The sequence below is a fragment of the Pseudoalteromonas sp. LC2018020214 genome (genome assembly GCF_016598755.1).
GTDB lineage: Bacteria > Pseudomonadota > Gammaproteobacteria > Enterobacterales > Alteromonadaceae > Pseudoalteromonas > Pseudoalteromonas distincta.
This window is the reverse complement of sequence record NZ_CP066804.1, coordinates 3,540,781-3,559,642: the sequence shown is the minus strand read 5'-3', so window position 1 is coordinate 3,559,642 and position 18,862 is coordinate 3,540,781. Positions and strand designations below refer to the sequence as shown.

General features: G+C 41.9%; 9 protein-coding genes and 2 rRNA genes. 6 read left to right on the top strand and 5 right to left on the bottom strand.

What is annotated here, in order from left to right:
- Positions 1–67: 67 nt before the first annotated feature.
- Entirely contained in the window at positions 68–1,468 is a 1,401-nt protein-coding gene (locus JG479_RS15935; protein ID WP_200219643.1) for a M20/M25/M40 family metallo-hydrolase, read from the bottom strand.
- Positions 1,469–1,649: 181 nt separating this feature from the next.
- Positions 1,650–3,728, bottom strand: a complete 2,079-nt coding sequence (locus JG479_RS15930) for a TonB-dependent siderophore receptor (protein WP_200219642.1) — start codon at positions 3,726–3,728, stop codon at positions 1,650–1,652.
- Positions 3,729–3,917: 189 nt separating this feature from the next.
- Between JG479_RS15930 and dbpA the strand changes: the two genes are divergently transcribed.
- A complete protein-coding gene (gene dbpA / locus JG479_RS15925) occupies positions 3,918–5,306 on the top strand; it encodes an ATP-dependent RNA helicase DbpA (RefSeq protein WP_002960948.1) in 1,389 nt (462 codons plus the stop codon).
- A gap of 22 nt (positions 5,307–5,328) precedes the next feature.
- On the opposite strand, the gene JG479_RS15920 is transcribed toward dbpA, so the two are convergent.
- On the bottom strand, positions 5,329–5,901 hold the full coding sequence (locus JG479_RS15920) for a DNA-J related domain-containing protein (protein WP_002960947.1): 573 nt from the start codon (positions 5,899–5,901) through the stop codon (positions 5,329–5,331).
- 76 nt (positions 5,902–5,977) lie between these two features.
- Here JG479_RS15920 and JG479_RS15915 point away from each other — a divergent pair, with 76 nt between their 5' ends.
- On the top strand, positions 5,978–8,797 hold the full coding sequence (locus JG479_RS15915; RefSeq protein WP_002960946.1) for a tetratricopeptide repeat-containing hybrid sensor histidine kinase/response regulator: 2,820 nt from the start codon (positions 5,978–5,980) through the stop codon (positions 8,795–8,797).
- Between the two features lie 63 nt (positions 8,798–8,860).
- Here JG479_RS15915 and rho read toward each other — a convergent pair whose 3' ends face one another.
- Positions 8,861–10,120, bottom strand: coding sequence for a transcription termination factor Rho (gene rho, locus JG479_RS15910; protein ID WP_002960945.1), 1,260 nt, complete (start codon positions 10,118–10,120; stop codon positions 8,861–8,863).
- 186 nt (positions 10,121–10,306) lie between these two features.
- Positions 10,307–10,633, bottom strand: coding sequence for a thioredoxin TrxA (trxA, locus tag JG479_RS15905; protein WP_002960942.1), 327 nt, complete (start codon positions 10,631–10,633; stop codon positions 10,307–10,309).
- Positions 10,634–10,724: 91 nt separating this feature from the next.
- Here trxA and rhlB point away from each other — a divergent pair, with 91 nt between their 5' ends.
- From rhlB to JG479_RS15885, 4 genes are all read left to right on the top strand, one after another.
- The gene (gene rhlB, locus JG479_RS15900; protein ID WP_002960940.1) at positions 10,725–12,002 is read left to right on the top strand and encodes an ATP-dependent RNA helicase RhlB; all 1,278 of its coding nucleotides are present in this window, start codon (positions 10,725–10,727) and stop codon (positions 12,000–12,002) included.
- Between the two features lie 43 nt (positions 12,003–12,045).
- Positions 12,046–13,539, top strand: coding sequence for a guanosine-5'-triphosphate,3'-diphosphate diphosphatase (gene gppA / locus JG479_RS15895; protein WP_002960939.1), 1,494 nt, complete (start codon positions 12,046–12,048; stop codon positions 13,537–13,539).
- A 564-nt stretch (positions 13,540–14,103) separates the two neighbouring features.
- A 16S ribosomal RNA gene (locus tag JG479_RS15890) occupies positions 14,104–15,639 on the top strand.
- Positions 15,640–15,939: 300 nt separating this feature from the next.
- Positions 15,940–18,827, top strand: a 23S ribosomal RNA gene (locus JG479_RS15885).
- Together the 16S and 23S rRNA genes form the textbook arrangement of a ribosomal RNA operon.
- Positions 18,828–18,862: the final 35 nt, after the last annotated feature.

Below are 18,862 nucleotides of genomic sequence, written 5' to 3'. Positions count from 1 at the left end.
ATTACCTAAAGGTAAAACAAGAAGCGTGTTAGTTAAAGCTACAAACTGTAAGTAAGTATGTCTGTTATTACTTATTTTGAGCTTTAGGCTTAATTGTTGTTTTTGCATCAGCAGCCATTAGAGCAAATACAGCGTATGCAGCGGTATTTTGACGAAGCTTAGTAGGTGTTACTTTATCAAGCGTATCGTCAGCTGTATGGTGGTAATCAAAGTAATCTGTTCCATCTTGAGCAAGTTCAAAAATAGGTGCCGAGGTTGCTGCTTTAAGTGGAATTAGATCAGGGCCACCATTCGCTTGGTTTTTACCAATATGCTCAATATTTAACGGCGAAAGTTCTTTTGCAATAGCACGCACTACAGGAAGTGACTCTGCGCTTACGTTCGATTCAAAAGCATATACAACATCGGCGCCAAAATCAGACTCAGCGGCTGCAACAATATTGCTTAGCTCGTTTTTATGCTCTGCAAAATAAGCTTTTGCACCCCAAAGACCTAGCTCTTCAGCTGCAAAAAGTACCACACGAATACTTCGCTTAGGACGTTTTACATCGCTAATATGTTTAGCGGCTGCCATTGTTAGCGCAACGCCTGCACCGTCATCTAGTGCGCCAGTCCCTAAGTCCCAAGAATCTAAATGCCCGCCAATTAATACATATTGCTCAGGGTTTTCGGTACCATTAAATTGGCCAATAACGTTATAACCAGTGCCTTCACCAAGGCTTTCAGTTTGCACATTAATATTTACCGATACGTCTTTATCCAAAGCAATGAGTCGTGCAATCTGATCTGCATCTGGGTTAGCAATGGTTACATTAGGTATTTTTGTAACACCTTCTTTGTAGTAACTACCGCCAGTGTGTGCAAAACGATGATGACCAGTACTTACCGAGCGCATCATGTAGGCAACAGCGCCTTTTTTAGACGCCTCTATAGCGCCTGTGCCACGTGCTTTTACAGCAGGTCCGTAACCATTCCCGTCTATATCGCGGTTCATGCGGTAATTAATATACGCAATTTTACCTTTTAGGCTATTTGCAGGTGCTGCAATTAGCTCATCAAGTGTTTCGAATAAGACTACTGGCGCTGTGATCCCATCTTTAGGCGTGCTTATACTGTTACCTAATGCAGTTAAATGTAGAGGTTGCTCGCTTGGTGTTAGTATTTTTCCGCTTTCGCTATAACGGCGCCATTCAGGAAAAGTCGCTTCTTCAAGCCATACTTTATCAAAACCAAGCTCATTAAATTTAGCTTTAGCCCATGCCACTGCTTTTTTATCATTTTCAGTACCAGGTAAGCGAGGGCCAACCTCAGTTGTTAATGACTCTAGTAATTTATAGCTTAGATCACTATTTAGTGCAGAGGTGCGCACTTCATTGACTTGTTGTAATTGCTTTTGGGTAAATTCGGCGTTGTTAGCGTTTGCAGCCATACTGCTAGTAAGCAGCAGTGCGGTAATTAATTTTTTCATTTGGGTAAGCCTTTTTAATAATTAGCGCTATTAGAACATGTAACAAACATGATAAAAAATAGATGAGATGAATAGGCTTTGTAATAGGTTTAATGCTGTTAGGTATAAACGTTTAGATATAAAAAAAGCCCGCATAAATGTACGCGGGCTATCTTTTAACACTGTTATTTAAGGCATTTAATTAAAAGCTAAATTGCGCTGCTAAACGAAGATTTGTACCCTCGCCAACAGTTACATTACTAGTGCCGCCACCACCTAAATAGCTTTTATCAAATAAGTTTTCGATGTTAAGGCGTAAGTTAATATCGGTATTGCTTAAGTTAAACTTATAAGTGGCGCCAACATCAACACGTGTATATGCATCTTTAGTAATTGTATTATCGCTATCTGCAAAGCGCTCGCCTTCATAAAAAGCGCCTGCGTTAATGGCAATGGCGTCGTTTAATTCATAACGAGTCCAAAGTGATGCCGACCATTTTGGTGCATCGGTAGGGCGCTTACCTTCCAATACTTCATCGCGTTCAAAGTTAGCATCTAGATACATAGTTGATGCCATAACAAATAAGCGGTCAGTAGCAGCACCTTGTGCGCTTACTTCAACACCTTTATGGCGTTGTTCACCCACTTGGTTTGTTTCACTTGTGAATGAGCCAATAGGCGTCTCAAGCTGTTCGCTAACAAGTGTGCCTTCTTTACTAATATCAAAAATTGCACCTGTAAGCAGTAAACGGTCATCAAATAATTGCCATTTAATACCAATCTCTCTTTGCTCTGAGGTAATGGCATCTAGCTTCATGCCATTATTTACATCGGTTTCATCAATCAGAGTTTCACTACCTTGAGGCTCAAAACCTTCTGAGTAACTTGCATATATAGTTGCCGAAGTATTTGGATGATAAAGCACACCTACCTTTGGTACAAATGACTCGTTATCTGCACCTTCTCGAGTTTGCTTATCGTAACGGCCACCTAGCGATAATTGCCATTGTGGTGAGAACGAAATTAAGTCCTGAACGTAAATACCGTAATAGTCGTATTCAGTTTCGCTTACTGTATCATCTGTTTTATAACTTACAGATGGGCGTGATGGTTCTGCTTGTCCTGCAGAAAAATCAAAGTAGTCAGCAGAAGTACGGCGTTGCCCGTAGTAGTAATCTAGCGAGTTTGCGCCAATTAAAAACTGATGCTGTAAGCTACCTGTTTTAAATTCACCTATAAAATCAATAAATGCAGTTTTAAATTGCCAATCGTCAAAACGGTCGTAAGGACGAGATTCATAGCTGTCACCTTCAGTAATGCCACTAGGCATGCGAGGTGCTGACTCAAAGCGTTGGCGCTCAAACGTTTGTTCGTTGTAACCAAGTTTTACTTGCCAGTTATCGGTTAAAAATACTTCTAGGTCTACACCTAGGTTTTCTACGGTAATATCGGTAAACGCCCAAGACATATCACGGATTGTTTTATCGCTACCAATTATATTGGCATTATCGTCTATCCATGCGCCAGTATCTAAACCTGCTTCGTCATCTGTGCGGTCGTAATGCACACGGACTAATGCGTTATCGCTAATATCGTAATCTACAACTAAAGCACCTAAAAAGCGGTCGCGTTCACGGTTTTCACCATTTTGGTATTCACGCCAGTAGTCAACGTCTTGCTTTACTAAAATCCCGCGAGCACGTAAATCTTCTGATTCAGTTAATGCACCTGCAGCATCAACCATAAAGCGCGTTGACCCATGCTGATCTACATCGGCACTGGCATTAAATAATGTTTGTGCTGTAGGCTTTTTAGTTACCATGTTAACCAAGCCACCCGGGCCTGACTGACCATATAAAATACTTGATGGGCCTTTAATTACTTCAACTTGTTGCAAAATTTCGATTGGTTGCTGATAGTGCGACCAATGCTGATGACCGTCGCGTAAATAACCTGTCGATGAGCTCAGCTCAAAGCCGCGTAAGTTAAATACTTCACGATTTCGTTGTTGTGAGCCTGCAGTTAAGCTTGCGTCATTTGTGAGTACTTCGCCAAGTGTAGTGGCAAGCTGTTCGCTAATAATAGTGTCGGTTATTACAGTGACAGATTGTGCAGTTTCAAGTAATGAAGCTGATGTTCTCATTGCGCCATTAGCGTTATCTACTTTGTAATCGTTAAAGTAGCTACCCTTTACTTCTATGCGTTCAAGGTCGGTAGTGTTTGCATATGTGCTTGTTGTAATGCTTGCTAATAGTGCTATATAAATAGAATTCAGTTTCATTAATTGCTTCCAGCGCAGGTATGTAAAAAACAATCGCGATCTTAATGCAAACTACTATCATTTTCAACACCTTTCATTAACATGTTTTATAATGTGTTTGTTAATGGTTGCCAATTACGAATTCTGCTATTATAAGCTGCATATTAGTGGGGCTTTCTCCCATGTTATTTTATTGCTATGGAACTTACTGTGACTTCAACTGCTTTTTCATCTTTGGCTTTACCGGCTGGACTCGTTGATAACTTATCAACCCTTGGCTATGCCCACATGACACCTGTACAAGCGCAAAGTTTGCCGCCTGTACTTGCTGGTAAAGACATCATTGCTCAGGCAAAAACCGGTTCAGGTAAAACTGCTGCGTTTAGCTTGGGTGTGTTAGCTAAATTAAACGTAAAACGCTTTCGTATTCAATCTTTAGTCTTGTGTCCGACTCGCGAACTTGCCGAGCAGGTTGCGGTAGAAATGCGTAAATTAGCGCGCGGCATTCATAACATTAAAATATTGACGTTATGTGGTGGTGTTTCAATTGGCCCGCAAATAGGTTCACTTGAACATGGTGCGCATATTATTGTTGGCACACCTGGGCGTGTTGATGACCATATTCGTAAAGGTACTCTACGCTTAGATGATGTGGAGACATTGGTGCTTGATGAAGCCGATCAAATGCTTGATATGGGTTTTCAAGACACACTTGATGCAATTATTGAGCGTATTCCACAAAATCGTCAAACATTGTTATTTAGTGCTACATTCCCAAGAGCTATTGAAGCAATTGCTAAGCGTGTACTTAAAAACCCAGAAATGGTTAAAGTAGAAGAAGAGCAAGCCAAAAGCACAATTAAGCAGTACTTCTACAAAATGGATAACAATAAGCAGCGCTATCCAACGCTTAAGTTATTACTTCTTAAATTTACACCACAAAGCTGTGTTGTATTTTGTAATACCAAAGTAGAAACTCAACAAGTGTGTGATGATTTAGCTGACGAAGGCTTCAGCGCTGTTGCATTGCACGGTGATTTAGAGCAACGCGATCGTGAACGTACGCTAATTCACTTTTCAAATAAAAGTGCTTCAATACTTGTTGCAACCGATGTTGCTGCACGAGGTTTAGATATTGATGACATGGATATGGTTATTAACTACCATTTAGCACATGACACGCAAACACATGTTCACCGTGTTGGCCGAACTGGACGTGCTGGTAAAAAGGGCATTGCTTGTTCTATTTACGGTGAAGCTGAAGCGTTTAAAATTGCACAAATTGGCGATCATTACGAGCGTGATATTACTCCAGAGCAAATGCCGCCGTTTAATTTATTAGATAAACCGCCGTACCGCCCTGAAATGGTTACTTTGATGATTGATTCAGGTAAAAAGCAAAAAGTACGTGCAGGCGATATTCTTGGTGCTCTAACAGGTAAGGATGGGGTTGCAGGTCGTCAAGTAGGTAAAATTAACGTACTTGATAACGTAGCATTTGTTGCTGTTGAACGTAACTCATCAAAACCAGCACTTCGCAAACTAACCGAAGGCAACATTAAAGGGCGTAAAATACGCGCTCGTCGCCTTACTCGTTAATTTAAATAGCTAAATTAACAAATTAGCGAGCAGCTACCTTTAGCTGCTCGTATTGTAATTTTATTTTTTTAAACTTAACTTCACAACCATTTGGTTTATCTGGGTGCATCTGTAATGCAAGTTGTCTCCAGCGCTTTTGAACGTTTTTAAGAGTGAAATTTTCAGGTAACTTCCATTCTAAAGCCAACGCTTTAAATTCATTGTCATTTAATACTTGTTGTGGTGATGTCGTTTTAAACTGACGCCAAAAACTATTCAAAAGCTCATCAATTTTCTCTTCACCGGTATCGTAATTACGCCAATCTAAATAATAATCTCGCAAATTTTCGTTCGTTGTTACTAAACTATTATCTTCTTTTTCTAAAAGCTCGATATGCAGAGTTGAAATGAGTAAACTTTGAGGGCGTAATTGTGCCTGCAGTTGGTACAATGCATTCATAATTAAAAAGTTACGTTTAAATAAATCACGTTCAGGGCTTTTATCGAGTGTTGTTATTGCGCTGCGGTTTGTCAGTTCTGCTGCTAAAGTATGAACTTGCCAAACCTGCCTTGTTAATATCAGCTCAAAAATCTCATCAATCAGTGGGTTAAGCATTGTTTAGGCCCTAGTAGTTAGTGTATCTTCAATAAAGATTACACTGATATAAGTAACGGTTTGAAGGATTAAAATTATGCTGGGCAAGTTTAAATGCCTCTTATTTACTATATGCTGTGTACTAATAGCTCCTAGCTATGCCCAAAATAGTGATTCGTTATTTGAGCAATTCAAAAACGAAGTGCAGTGGGAGCCTAAATTACAATTAGCAAATACGTTACTTGCCAATAAAAACGTTTCTAAAAAAGAGCGTGTCGCTGTTTATTCGGCATTAGGTAATAGTGCGTTATCGGCTGATAATTTTAAAGAATCTTTACACTATTTTAAATTATTAGAAAAAAACACTTCAGATACTTTCTTTCCTGACGAGCACTTTCGTGCAATAAAAATGCAAGGTGTAGCACTTTTTTATCAAGGCTTATTTCAAAAGGCCATAAGTGAATATACCCGCACCCTAGTATTAGCTGAAAAAAATGAACAACTACTTGAACAAGCAAATTTACTAAATAATATTGGTTTGGCTTATTTTAATATGAATAAGCTAGGCGATACCCTAGAGTTTTACTTAAAGGCAAAAGCTATTTACGAAGCGCACGGTAGTGAGCAAGATCAAACCGACATATTACTTAATATAGCTGGCGTTTATATACGCTTATCACGCTACGATAGTGCATTTAGTCTTTATCAAGATGTACTTAAAGTTTATCAGCGGTTAGATGATAAAAGCGGTATTGCGCAGGTATACAACAATATGGGTGTTGCTCATATGGAGAGTAATCAATTTGACTTAGCACTTCATTATTACCAGCTAGCGCTGCGTTATTATATTTCAGCCAATGATTACAATAAGTTATCTACGCAATATACCAACTTGGCAAATACTAATTTAGTGTTAAAAAAAGTAGATGAAGCGTACGAGCAAGCTAAATTAGGTGAGTACTATGCGCTTAAAATAGGTAACCATAATTTAGAGCTTAATGCGCTACATGCGCTTGGTAAAATTCAGTTTGTTAAAGGCAACTTAGAAGAGGCGAAAATAAGTTTAGATAGAGCTATTTCACTTGCCCACGAATATGGCAGTGAGCGAATAATTAGGGAGGGTTTAGGGACTAAAGCACTACTTGAAGCCAGTAAAGGCGATTATTCAAGCGCAATGGCCTTGCAACAAGAATATATTAGTGAGCTACGAAAACTCAGAAGTACAGCAATTATAAATGCATTAGCGGTACTTCAGCATCAATTTAAAGCAACCCAATTAAACCAAGAGATAGAAAAACTTAAACAAGATCGACGTGTGCAAGAGCTAAAAATGTCGCAGCGTTCTCAGCTTACTTTATTCTCTTTTTTACTATTACTTTTGGTTGTTGTAACTGGTATTGCGCTTTACCGCCGTGGCGCAGAAAAACGTGCTAAGCAGCAGTTAACAGAGCAAGTTACGCAGCGCACTGCCGAGTTACAGGCAATAGCACAGGAGCTAAGAGAAGCTAACGATGTTAAAAGCCAGTTTTTGGCCAATATTAGCCACGAAATCCGCACTCCACTAACGGCTATTTTAGGGCAAACAGATGCTTTAATTAATGAATTATATGAGCCTGAGTCACTTAAAGATGAACTAAGAGTAATTCAGCGTCACAGTGACCATTTAAAAAGCTTAATAAATGATGTACTCGATTTAAGTAAAATTGAAGCCAATAGATTAGAGTTAAATATTTCGTGCTTTGATATTGTAGAGCTTGTAAATGACGTACATGCAATGTTTATCACTCAAGCAAAAGCAAAAAATCTACGCCTTATTTTAGACAATCAAGTGGGTAATGAGTTTTACACTAAGCTGGATTTAATACGCGTAAAACAGATTCTTATAAATTTATGCGCTAATGCTATTAAGTTTACTCACGCTGGCCAAATCATTATTGCTTTAAATAAGAGTGAACAAGGGCTAGTGATTATTGTAAAAGATACCGGTATTGGTATGAGCTCTAAACAGTTAAAGCTTATTTTTGAATGCTTTAGCCAAGCTGATAACAGTATTAGCCGTCGCTTTGGGGGGACAGGGTTAGGCCTTAGCTTATCGCAACAATTAGCCGCGATGATGGGCGGTTATATCAGTGTACAAAGCGAATACAAAAAGGGCAGTCAGTTTTCGTTCTTTTTACCGTGCGCAGAAGTAAATAAATCGCAAAGCCTGATTGAAACTCAAAGTGCTCCAAAGGTAAATAAGCAATTGGCAGGGCGTGTTGTACTTGCAGAAGATCACCCTGATAATCGAAGGTTAATAAGCCGCTATTTACGTTCAATGGGGCTCGAGGTTATTGCCGTTGAAAATGGTGAGCAAGCGGTAGAGCAGTGCTTAAAAGAGTATCCTGATTTAGTGCTACTCGATATTCAAATGCCTGTGATGGATGGGCGTTCTGCTTTTCAGCTATTAAAACAGTGTGGTTTTGAGCGGCCTATTTTTGCTTTAACTGCAAATGCTATGAGTCATGAAGTGGATGGCTATTTAGAGTTAGGGTTTAGTGGTTACTTAGGTAAACCGATAGATAAAGAGTCATTTTATAAAGCGCTTTCTAGTCACCTACATAATGCAGAAGATCAGCCAATTACAAAGCAAAATGAAGTTGATATGAGCGATCTTGTGATAAGTTTTAAGCAAAGCTTTGCTTTGGAGAGTGAAACGATTACTCAGCATTTTATAAGTGAAGATTTAGCCGCGCTACAAAAAGATAGTCATCGCATTTTAGGAGCGGCGCAAATGTTTGGTTTAGATGAAATTGCGCAATCGGCTCAAAGTTTAGATAGAGCCCTTTTACGCAGGACCCAAAAAAGTAGTGCGAATGACTTTAAAGCGCTCGTCGATACGCTGCAGAGTGTACTTAAAAAGTATAACGAAAGTTAAACTGTGTTTGATCCCGACATAAAAAAAGCGCCTTAGGCGCTTTTTTTATTCAGCTAAAACGCTTTATTGGCGTCTCATCGAATCAAAAAATTCATCATTGGTTTTGCTCATCGATAGTTTATCGATTAAGAATTCCATTGCATCAATTTCTGACATGTCATGAACAATTTTACGTAAAATCCAAAGCTTTTGAAGCTCATCTGGTTTTGTTAGTAATTCTTCACGACGAGTGCCTGAACGATTAAAGTCGATAGCAGGGAATACACGTCTTTCCGCAATTTTACGGTTAAGGTGAAGTTCCATGTTACCAGTACCTTTAAACTCTTCGTAGATAACTTCATCCATTTTAGAGCCAGTGTCGATAAGCGCTGTAGCTATGATTGTTAAGCTACCACCTTCCTCAACGTTACGTGCAGCACCAAAGAAGCGCTTAGGTTTATGTAATGCGTTAGCGTCAACACCACCAGTAAGTACTTTACCTGATGAAGGAATAACGGTGTTATAAGCACGTGCTAAACGAGTGATTGAATCCAATAAGATAACAACATCTTTTTTATGTTCAACTAAACGTTTTGCTTTTTCGATAACCATTTCGGCAACTTGTACGTGACGAGAAGCTGGCTCATCGAACGTTGATGCAATAACTTCACCTTTTACTAGGCGTTGCATCTCTGTTACTTCTTCCGGACGTTCATCAATAAGTAAAACCATTAATGTTACATCAGGATGATTATGCGTAATTGATTGTGCAATGTTTTGAAGTAGCATTGTTTTACCCGCTTTTGGCGGAGCTACTAACAAGCCACGTTGGCCGCGACCAATTGGAGATGCTAAATCAAGTACACGGGCTGTAATATCTTCTTTACTGCCGTTACCACGTTCCATGCGAAAACGTTCGTTTGCATGTAGTGGAGTAAGGTTTTCAAAAAGAATTTTAGTTCGAGAGTTTTCAGGTTTATCAAAGTTAACTTCATTTACTTTAAGTAAAGCAAAGTAACGTTCACCGTCTTTAGGTGGACGAATAAGGCCTGAAATTGAATCGCCAGTACGCATGCTGAAACGGCGAATTTGGCTAGGTGAAACATAAATGTCATCTGGCCCAGCTAAGTAAGAGGCTTCTGATGATCTTAAGAAGCCGAAACCATCTTGTAAAATCTCTAATACACCGCCGCCGAAGATATTCTCTCCGCCTTTGGCATGGGATTTAAGAATGGCAAAAATGATATCTTGCTTTCTTAAGCGGGCTACGTTTTCGAGCCCCATGGACTCAGCTAAGTCTACAAGCTCTTTAATCGACTTGTCTTTTAATTCGCGTAAATGCATATTGGTGGGTTCTTTATTACAGTTGTCATACTCAAAATCGCTTTGATCGTTGAGTGAGGTTTGTTGAATATAACTAAGGATTAGTTGGCTTTATAAACTAGCAGTTCACTGGCAAAGCGTCCAGTCTTTATACAAAATAAATTTAAAAAAGGGCAAAAAAGCCCTTTTTATTGTTCTAGCTTACCGTTAGATGTTGTTTTCTAAAAACTCGATAAGTTGAGTTTTTGAAAGAGCACCTACTTTCGTTGCAGCTACTTGGCCATCTTTAAAAAGAAGTAAAGTAGGGATACCACGAATACCAAACTTTGGCGGTGTGCCAGCATTTTGGTCAATATTTAATTTAGCAACAGTCACACGGCTGTCGTATTCATCAGCAACTTCGTGAAGAATAGGGGCGATCATTTTACAAGGTCCACACCATTCAGCCCAGAAATCAACTAGTACTGGTTTGTCTGATTGTAATACGTCAGCTTCAAAGCTATCGTCAGTAATTTGGATTATTTTCTCGCTCATTGCGCTCTCCGATTTAGTTAGGCGAAATATTTAGTGCGTATTTAAACACTCTTGTTTCTTATTGCAAGTTTAAACGTTATGCTTAAACGCTATGACTAAGACACATTTAACCGATAAAAAGTTTTCAGACTTTGCTATCGCACCGGAAGTGGTTGCCGGTTTAACCGAGAATGGGTTTGAATATTGCACACCTATTCAAGCAAAATGCCTACCTTTTATTTGTGATGGACGCGATATCGCGGGCCAAGCTCAAACGGGTACAGGCAAAACGTTGGCGTTTTTAACCGCCACGTGCCATCGGTTATTACAATCTAGCAAAGCACCTAGTAAACATCCAAGAGCCCTGATCATGGCCCCTACTCGGGAGCTTGCGATTCAGATACACAAAGATGCTAAAATTTTAGCGCCGCACTGTAATCTTAACTTAGGTTTAGTATATGGTGGCGAAGATTACGAAAAACAACGTGCACAACTAGAAAAAGGCGTTGATATTTTAATTGGTACTACAGGTCGCCTAATTGATCTGTATAAGCAAGGCTGTTACACCCTTAATGAAATTGAGGTAGTCGTGCTGGACGAAGCCGATCGTATGTTCGATTTAGGTTTTATCAAAGATATTCGCTATATGTTCGATCGTATGCCAGATACATCAAAGCGTTTAAACTTATTATTTTCTGCCACATTATCGTACCGCGTACAAGAATTAGCTTTTGAGCACATGACAAACCCAGAGCATGTTCAAATTGAACCTGACGTTAAAACGGGTAAACGTATTCAAGAAGAGCTATTTCATCCTTCGCAAGAAGATAAAATTAAGCTGTTGTTAACCTTAATTGAAGAAGAATGGCCAGAGAAAGCAATCGTGTTTGCAAATACCAAGCACAGTTGTGAAACAGTATATGCTTGGCTTAAATCAGACGGTCATCGTGTAGGTATGCTTACTGGTGATGTAAACCAGAAAAAACGCCAAACTATATTAGCGCAATTCAGCAAAGGTGATTTAGACTTTTTAGTTGCGACCGATGTTGCAGCGCGTGGTCTTCATATTCCAGAAGTAAGTCATGTGTTTAACTTTGATTTACCTGACGATTGTGAAGATTATGTTCATCGTATTGGCCGTACTGGCCGCGCTGGTGCATCAGGCCACGCAATTAGTTTTGCATGTGAGCAATATGCATACAACCTGCATGAAATTGAAGAATATATAGAGCACAGCATTCCTTTATCACATTATGATAAAACAGCATTGCTAGATGATTTAACTCAGCCTATTATTCAAAGAAAGCGCAACTATTCAACAGGTCCACGTAACCGTAGTAATAACAGCGGACGTCGCCCAAATAATAGTTACCAAAAAGGACGGTCGTAAGCGACCGTTTGTATAAGTAGTAGTAACTAGAGGTTTTTGAACGGTGGGGCAACTTAAACCGCAAAAAAATGTGTACGCAGTTATTGATTTGGGCTCAAATAGCTTTCATATGCTTATTGCCAAATCAATTGCTGGCGGTCTACAAACAATTGGACGTGTTAAACGCAAAGTCCGATTAGCCGCAGGGCTTGATAAAGGAAACGTATTAAGCACTGAAGCAATGCAGCGAGGCTGGGAATGCCTTGCCCTTTTTGCTGAGCGTCTACAAGATATCCCAGACAAAAACATCACCATAGTAGCAACAGCTACCTTACGCTTAGCAACTAACGCCGACGTATTTAAAAATCATGCCGAAAAAATTCTAGGTCATAACATTAATGTTATTAGCGGAGAATTAGAAGCGCGGACAATTTATAAAGGTGTTGCCCATACTTCATCTTGTACTGGCAAACAGCTTGTTATTGATATTGGTGGTGCAAGTACAGAAGTTGTAATTGGTAAAGCATTTGATGCCCTACATTACAAAAGCCTCAATATGGGGTGTGTTACCTATCTTGAACGCTATTTTAAAGATTGCCAACTAAGTAAGAGTAACTTTAACGCAGCAATAAAAGCGGCTCGTACAGTCATTGATGAAATTTCTCCAGAGTATAAAGCAGCTGGATGGCAAATTGCATCTGGAGCTTCTGGTACAGTACAAGCAATTCAAGAAATTATGGTCGCGCAAAATCTTGACGACTTACTTACACTTGAAAAGCTCAACACTATAAAAGATCAAGCAATTGCATTTAGCACTATTGCAGCGCTAGACCTTCCTGGGTTAAGTGAAGACCGTCGACTGGTATTTGTATCAGGACTTGCAATCTTAATCGCACTATTTGAATCTCTTGAAATAGAAAAAATGGGATTGGCGGGTGGAGCACTGCGTGAAGGTGTTTTATATAGCATGGTTCCGGAGTTTCATAATAACGACATTCGCAAACGCACTGTTGATGGGTTTATGAGCCGTTATCATGTTGATCAAAAACAAGCATGTCGAGTTTCAAGCTTGGCAATGCAGTTAGCGCTGAGTATTGATAAAGATTGGCCGATTGAAAGCTTAAATGGGTTACCACTATTAAAAGCGGTAGCGCAGCTTCATGAGATTGGATTACTAATAGAGTATAAGCAGTACCATAAACATACCGCTTATATTTTGGAAAATACCGATATGCCTGGTTTTTCACAGTCAGAGCATAAATTAATAGTAGCGGTAGCAGATGCACATCGATCTGATTTTCCAAAAGGTTGTTTTAATTCACTCGGCGTAAATAGTCTATTAGCGCAATATATAGTGAGATTACTACGAATAGCAGTCATTTTATCAATGCGCAGACAAGATGATGTACTGCCTAAGTTTGAGTTAACTGCTAAAAATGAAGTCTTAGACCTTAAGTTTGAAAGTAACTGGTTAAAAGATCATCCATTAATGGCCAGTGAGCTGCAACAAGAGTCTAAACAGCAAGGAAAACTTGGCTGGAAGCTCATAGTAAACTAATTAAAAAGGCCCATCAGGGCCTTTTTAGTGTTTAAAGTAACCATTTCGATGTAAATATGTGCGAACAGCACATTATTTCAAGTTTTCTTCAAAAAAGGGTTGATCTGTTTTCGGATCTCCCTATAATGCGACCCCACTGAGACGGGAAACAGCAACGCATAGCGAAGCATGAACAACTCAGAGTGTTAAGTAAAACTTAGAGTGAATCTTTTTAGAAAGTTTAAATTTAAGTGTTGACAAAAAAATAGGAAAGCGTAATATGCGCAGCCCTAGCGAGGTAAAGTTCAACTTTATAATCGCAACGTTCTTTAACAATATAAAGCAATCATCTGTGTGGGCACTCGTACAGATTGAGTTCTAACAGCCAAGCTACTTAGGTAGCGAGGCAAACAAATTAGAGTCTCAATTGAAACTGAGTGACCATATGTTATTAAAAGATTCAGCCTTGAGCTGTTTTGATTTCACTTTTTTAAAAGTGAAAGTAATAACGCACAGTCAATTCGTTTTTGGCAACAAAAACAAAAATTCAGAATTCATTGAGCTGTCGAAAGACATAAAACTTTTTAATTGAAGAGTTTGATCATGGCTCAGATTGAACGCTGGCGGCAGGCCTAACACATGCAAGTCGAGCGGTAACAGAAAGTAGCTTGCTACTTTGCTGACGAGCGGCGGACGGGTGAGTAATGCTTGGGAACATGCCTTGAGGTGGGGGACAACAGTTGGAAACGACTGCTAATACCGCATAATGTCTACGGACCAAAGGGGGCTTCGGCTCTCGCCTTTAGATTGGCCCAAGTGGGATTAGCTAGTTGGTGAGGTAATGGCTCACCAAGGCGACGATCCCTAGCTGGTTTGAGAGGATGATCAGCCACACTGGGACTGAGACACGGCCCAGACTCCTACGGGAGGCAGCAGTGGGGAATATTGCACAATGGGCGCAAGCCTGATGCAGCCATGCCGCGTGTGTGAAGAAGGCCTTCGGGTTGTAAAGCACTTTCAGTCAGGAGGAAAGGTTAGTAGTTAATACCTGCTAGCTGTGACGTTACTGACAGAAGAAGCACCGGCTAACTCCGTGCCAGCAGCCGCGGTAATACGGAGGGTGCGAGCGTTAATCGGAATTACTGGGCGTAAAGCGTACGCAGGCGGTTTGTTAAGCGAGATGTGAAAGCCCCGGGCTCAACCTGGGAACTGCATTTCGAACTGGCAAACTAGAGTGTGATAGAGGGTGGTAGAATTTCAGGTGTAGCGGTGAAATGCGTAGAGATCTGAAGGAATACCGATGGCGAAGGCAGCCACCTGGGTCAACACTGACGCTCATGTACGAAAGCGTGGGGAGCAAACGGGATTAGATACCCCGGTAGTCCACGCCGTAAACGATGTCTACTAGAAGCTCGGAGCCTCGGTTCTGTTTTTCAAAGCTAACGCATTAAGTAGACCGCCTGGGGAGTACGGCCGCAAGGTTAAAACTCAAATGAATTGACGGGGGCCCGCACAAGCGGTGGAGCATGTGGTTTAATTCGATGCAACGCGAAGAACCTTACCTACACTTGACATACAGAGAACTTACCAGAGATGGTTTGGTGCCTTCGGGAACTCTGATACAGGTGCTGCATGGCTGTCGTCAGCTCGTGTTGTGAGATGTTGGGTTAAGTCCCGCAACGAGCGCAACCCCTATCCTTAGTTGCTAGCAGGTAATGCTGAGAACTCTAAGGAGACTGCCGGTGATAAACCGGAGGAAGGTGGGGACGACGTCAAGTCATCATGGCCCTTACGTGTAGGGCTACACACGTGCTACAATGGCGCATACAGAGTGCTGCGAACTCGCGAGAGTAAGCGAATCACTTAAAGTGCGTCGTAGTCCGGATTGGAGTCTGCAACTCGACTCCATGAAGTCGGAATCGCTAGTAATCGCGTATCAGAATGACGCGGTGAATACGTTCCCGGGCCTTGTACACACCGCCCGTCACACCATGGGAGTGGGTTGCTCCAGAAGTAGATAGTCTAACCCTCGGGAGGACGTTTACCACGGAGTGATTCATGACTGGGGTGAAGTCGTAACAAGGTAGCCCTAGGGGAACCTGGGGCTGGATCACCTCCTTATACGATTTAGAACTTATTTGTTCGTAGTGTCCACACAGATGATTGTTAATTAGTGCTTGTTCTTCGGAATAACTAATTAATATGCTCTTTAAAAATTTGGAAAAGCTGATAATAAAATTCTGATGAATAACGTTGTTATTTATCAAGAGTTTTCAAAAGTAAAAAAAGAATGGTAGCAGTACCATTCAGTGCCATTTAATTAACTCTTATGAGTTGATTGATTGGTATCTACTTTAGTATTCAATATTAACTTCTGGCGAAGTTAAACTGTCACAAAACAAAGACCCGTTTGGGTTGTATGGTTAAGTGACTAAGCGTACACGGTGGATGCCTTGGCAGTTGGAGGCGATGAAGGACGTATTAACTTGCGATAAGCCTAGTCAAGCTAGTAAAAAGCGCTTGAGACTAGGATTTCCGAATGGGGAAACCCACCTGCTTGCAGGTATCGTTAACTGAATACATAGGTTAACGAGGCGAACGCGGAGAACTGAAACATCTAAGTACCCGTAGGAAAAGAAATCAACCGAGATTCCGAAAGTAGCGGCGAGCGAAATCGGAACAGCCCTTAAGCTTATTATGTGTTAATGGAAGGCTCTGGAAAGTGCCACGATACAGGGTGATAGTCCCGTACATGAAAAGACATTTTAAGTGAAATCGAGTAGGTCGGAGCACGTGAAACTTTGACTGAATATAGGTGGACCATCATCTAAGGCTAAATACTCCCAACTGACCGATAGTGAACCAGTACCGTGAGGGAAAGGCGAAAAGAACCCCTGTGAGGGGAGTGAAATAGAACCTGAAACCGTGTACGTACAAGCAGTAGGAGCCCACTTGTTGGGTGACTGCGTACCTTTTGTATAATGGGTCAGCGACTTATATTTTGTAGCGAGGTTAACCGAATAGGGTAGCCGTAGGGAAACCGAGTCTTAACTGGGCGACTAGTTGCAAGGTATAGACCCGAAACCCGGTGATCTAGCCATGGGCAGGTTGAAGGTTGAGTAACATCAACTGGAGGACCGAACCCACTAACGTTGAAAAGTTAGGGGATGACCTGTGGCTAGGAGTGAAAGGCTAATCAAACCGGGAGATAGCTGGTTCTCCCCGAAATCTATTTAGGTAGAGCCTCGGACGAATACTTACGGGGGTAGAGCACTGTTAAGGCTAGGGGGTCATCCCGACTTACCAACCCTTTGCAAACTCCGAATACCGTAAAGTAATATCCGGGAGACACACGGCGGGTGCTAACGTCCGTCGTGAAGAGGGAAACAACCCAGACCGCCAGCTAAGGTCCCAAAGTCATAGTTAAGTGGGAAACGATGTGGAAAGGCCCAGACAGCCAGGAGGTTGGCTTAGAAGCAGCCATCCTTTAAAGAAAGCGTAATAGCTCACTGGTCGAGTCGGTCTGCGCGGAAGATGTAACGGGGCTAAACTATGCACCGAAGCTGCGGATTCATCTTAGGATGAGTGGTAGGGGAGCGTTCTGTAAGCGGTTGAAGGTGTACCGGGAGGTATGCTGGACGTATCAGAAGTGCGAATGCTGACATGAGTAACGATAATGGGAGTGAAAAACTCCCACGCCGGAAGACCAAGGGTTCCTATCCCATGTTAATCAGGGTAGGGTAAGTCGACCCCTAAGGCGAGGCCGAAAGGCGTAGTCGATGGGAAACAGATTAATATTTCTGTACTCGATATAATTGCGATGGGGGGACGGAGCAGGCTAAACAAGCATGGCGTTGGTAGTCCATGTGAAAGTGAGTAGGTTGGCGACTTAGGTAAATCCGGGTTGCTATTAAGACTGAGACACGAGACGAGTCACTACGGTGATGAAGTTGTTGATGCCATACTTCCAGGAAAAGCCTCTAAGCTTCAGATTATATGGAATCGTACCCCAAACCGACACAGGTGGTCAGGTAGAGAATACTAAGGCGCTTGAGAGAACTCGGGTGAAGGAACTAGGCAAAATCGTACCGTAACTTCGGGAGAAGGTACGCTCCTATCTGTGATGAGACTTGCTCTCTAAGCGGACGGGAGCCGCAGTGACCAGGTGGCTGGGACTGTTTATTAAAAACACAGCACTGTGCAAAATCGCAAGATGACGTATACGGTGTGACACCTGCCCGGTGCCGGAAGGTTAATTGATGGGGTTATCCTTAGGGAGAAGCTCTTGATCGAAGCCCCGGTAAACGGCGGCCGTAACTATAACGGTCCTAAGGTAGCGAAATTCCTTGTCGGGTAAGTTCCGACCTGCACGAATGGTGTAACCATGGCCACGCTGTCTCCACCCGAGACTCAGTGAAATTGAAATCGCAGTGAAGATGCTGTGTACCCGCGGCTAGACGGAAAGACCCCGTGAACCTTTACTACAGCTTGGCACTGAACATTGAACCTACATGTGTAGGATAGGTGGGAGACTTTGAAGCAGCGACGCTAGTTGTTGTGGAGTCAACCTTGAAATACCACCCTTGTAGTTTTGATGTTCTAACGTTGGCCCCTGAATCGGGGTTACGGACAGTGCCTGGTGGGTAGTTTGACTGGGGCGGTCTCCTCCTAAAGAGTAACGGAGGAGCACGAAGGTTGGCTAAGTACGGTCGGACATCGTACGGTTAGTGTAATGGTAGAAGCCAGCTTAACTGCGAGACAGACACGTCGAGCAGGTACGAAAGTAGGTCATAGTGATCCGGTGGTTCTGAATGGAAGGGCCATCGCTCAACGGATAAAAGGTACTCCGGGGATAACAGGCTGATACCGCCCAAGAGTTCATATCGACGGCGGTGTTTGGCACCTCGATGTCGGCTCATCACATCCTGGGGCTGAAGTCGGTCCCAAGGGTATGGCTGTTCGCCATTTAAAGTGGTACGCGAGCTGGGTTTAGAACGTCGTGAGACAGTTCGGTCCCTATCTGCCGTGGGCGTTTGAGAATTGAGAGGGGTTGCTCCTAGTACGAGAGGACCGGAGTGAACGAACCGCTGGTGTTCGGGTTGTCATGCCAATGGCATTGCCCGGTAGCTACGTTCGGAACTGATAAGCGCTGAAAGCATCTAAGCGCGAAGCAGGCCTCGAGATGAGTTCTCACTAGACTTTTAAAGTCTCTGAAGGGCCGTTGAAGACTACAACGTTGATAGGCAAGATGTGGAAGTGGTGTGAGCCATTAAGCTAACTTGTACTAATTACCCGTGAGGCTTAACCATACAACGCCAAACGCGTTTTATGCGACAGTTTAGAC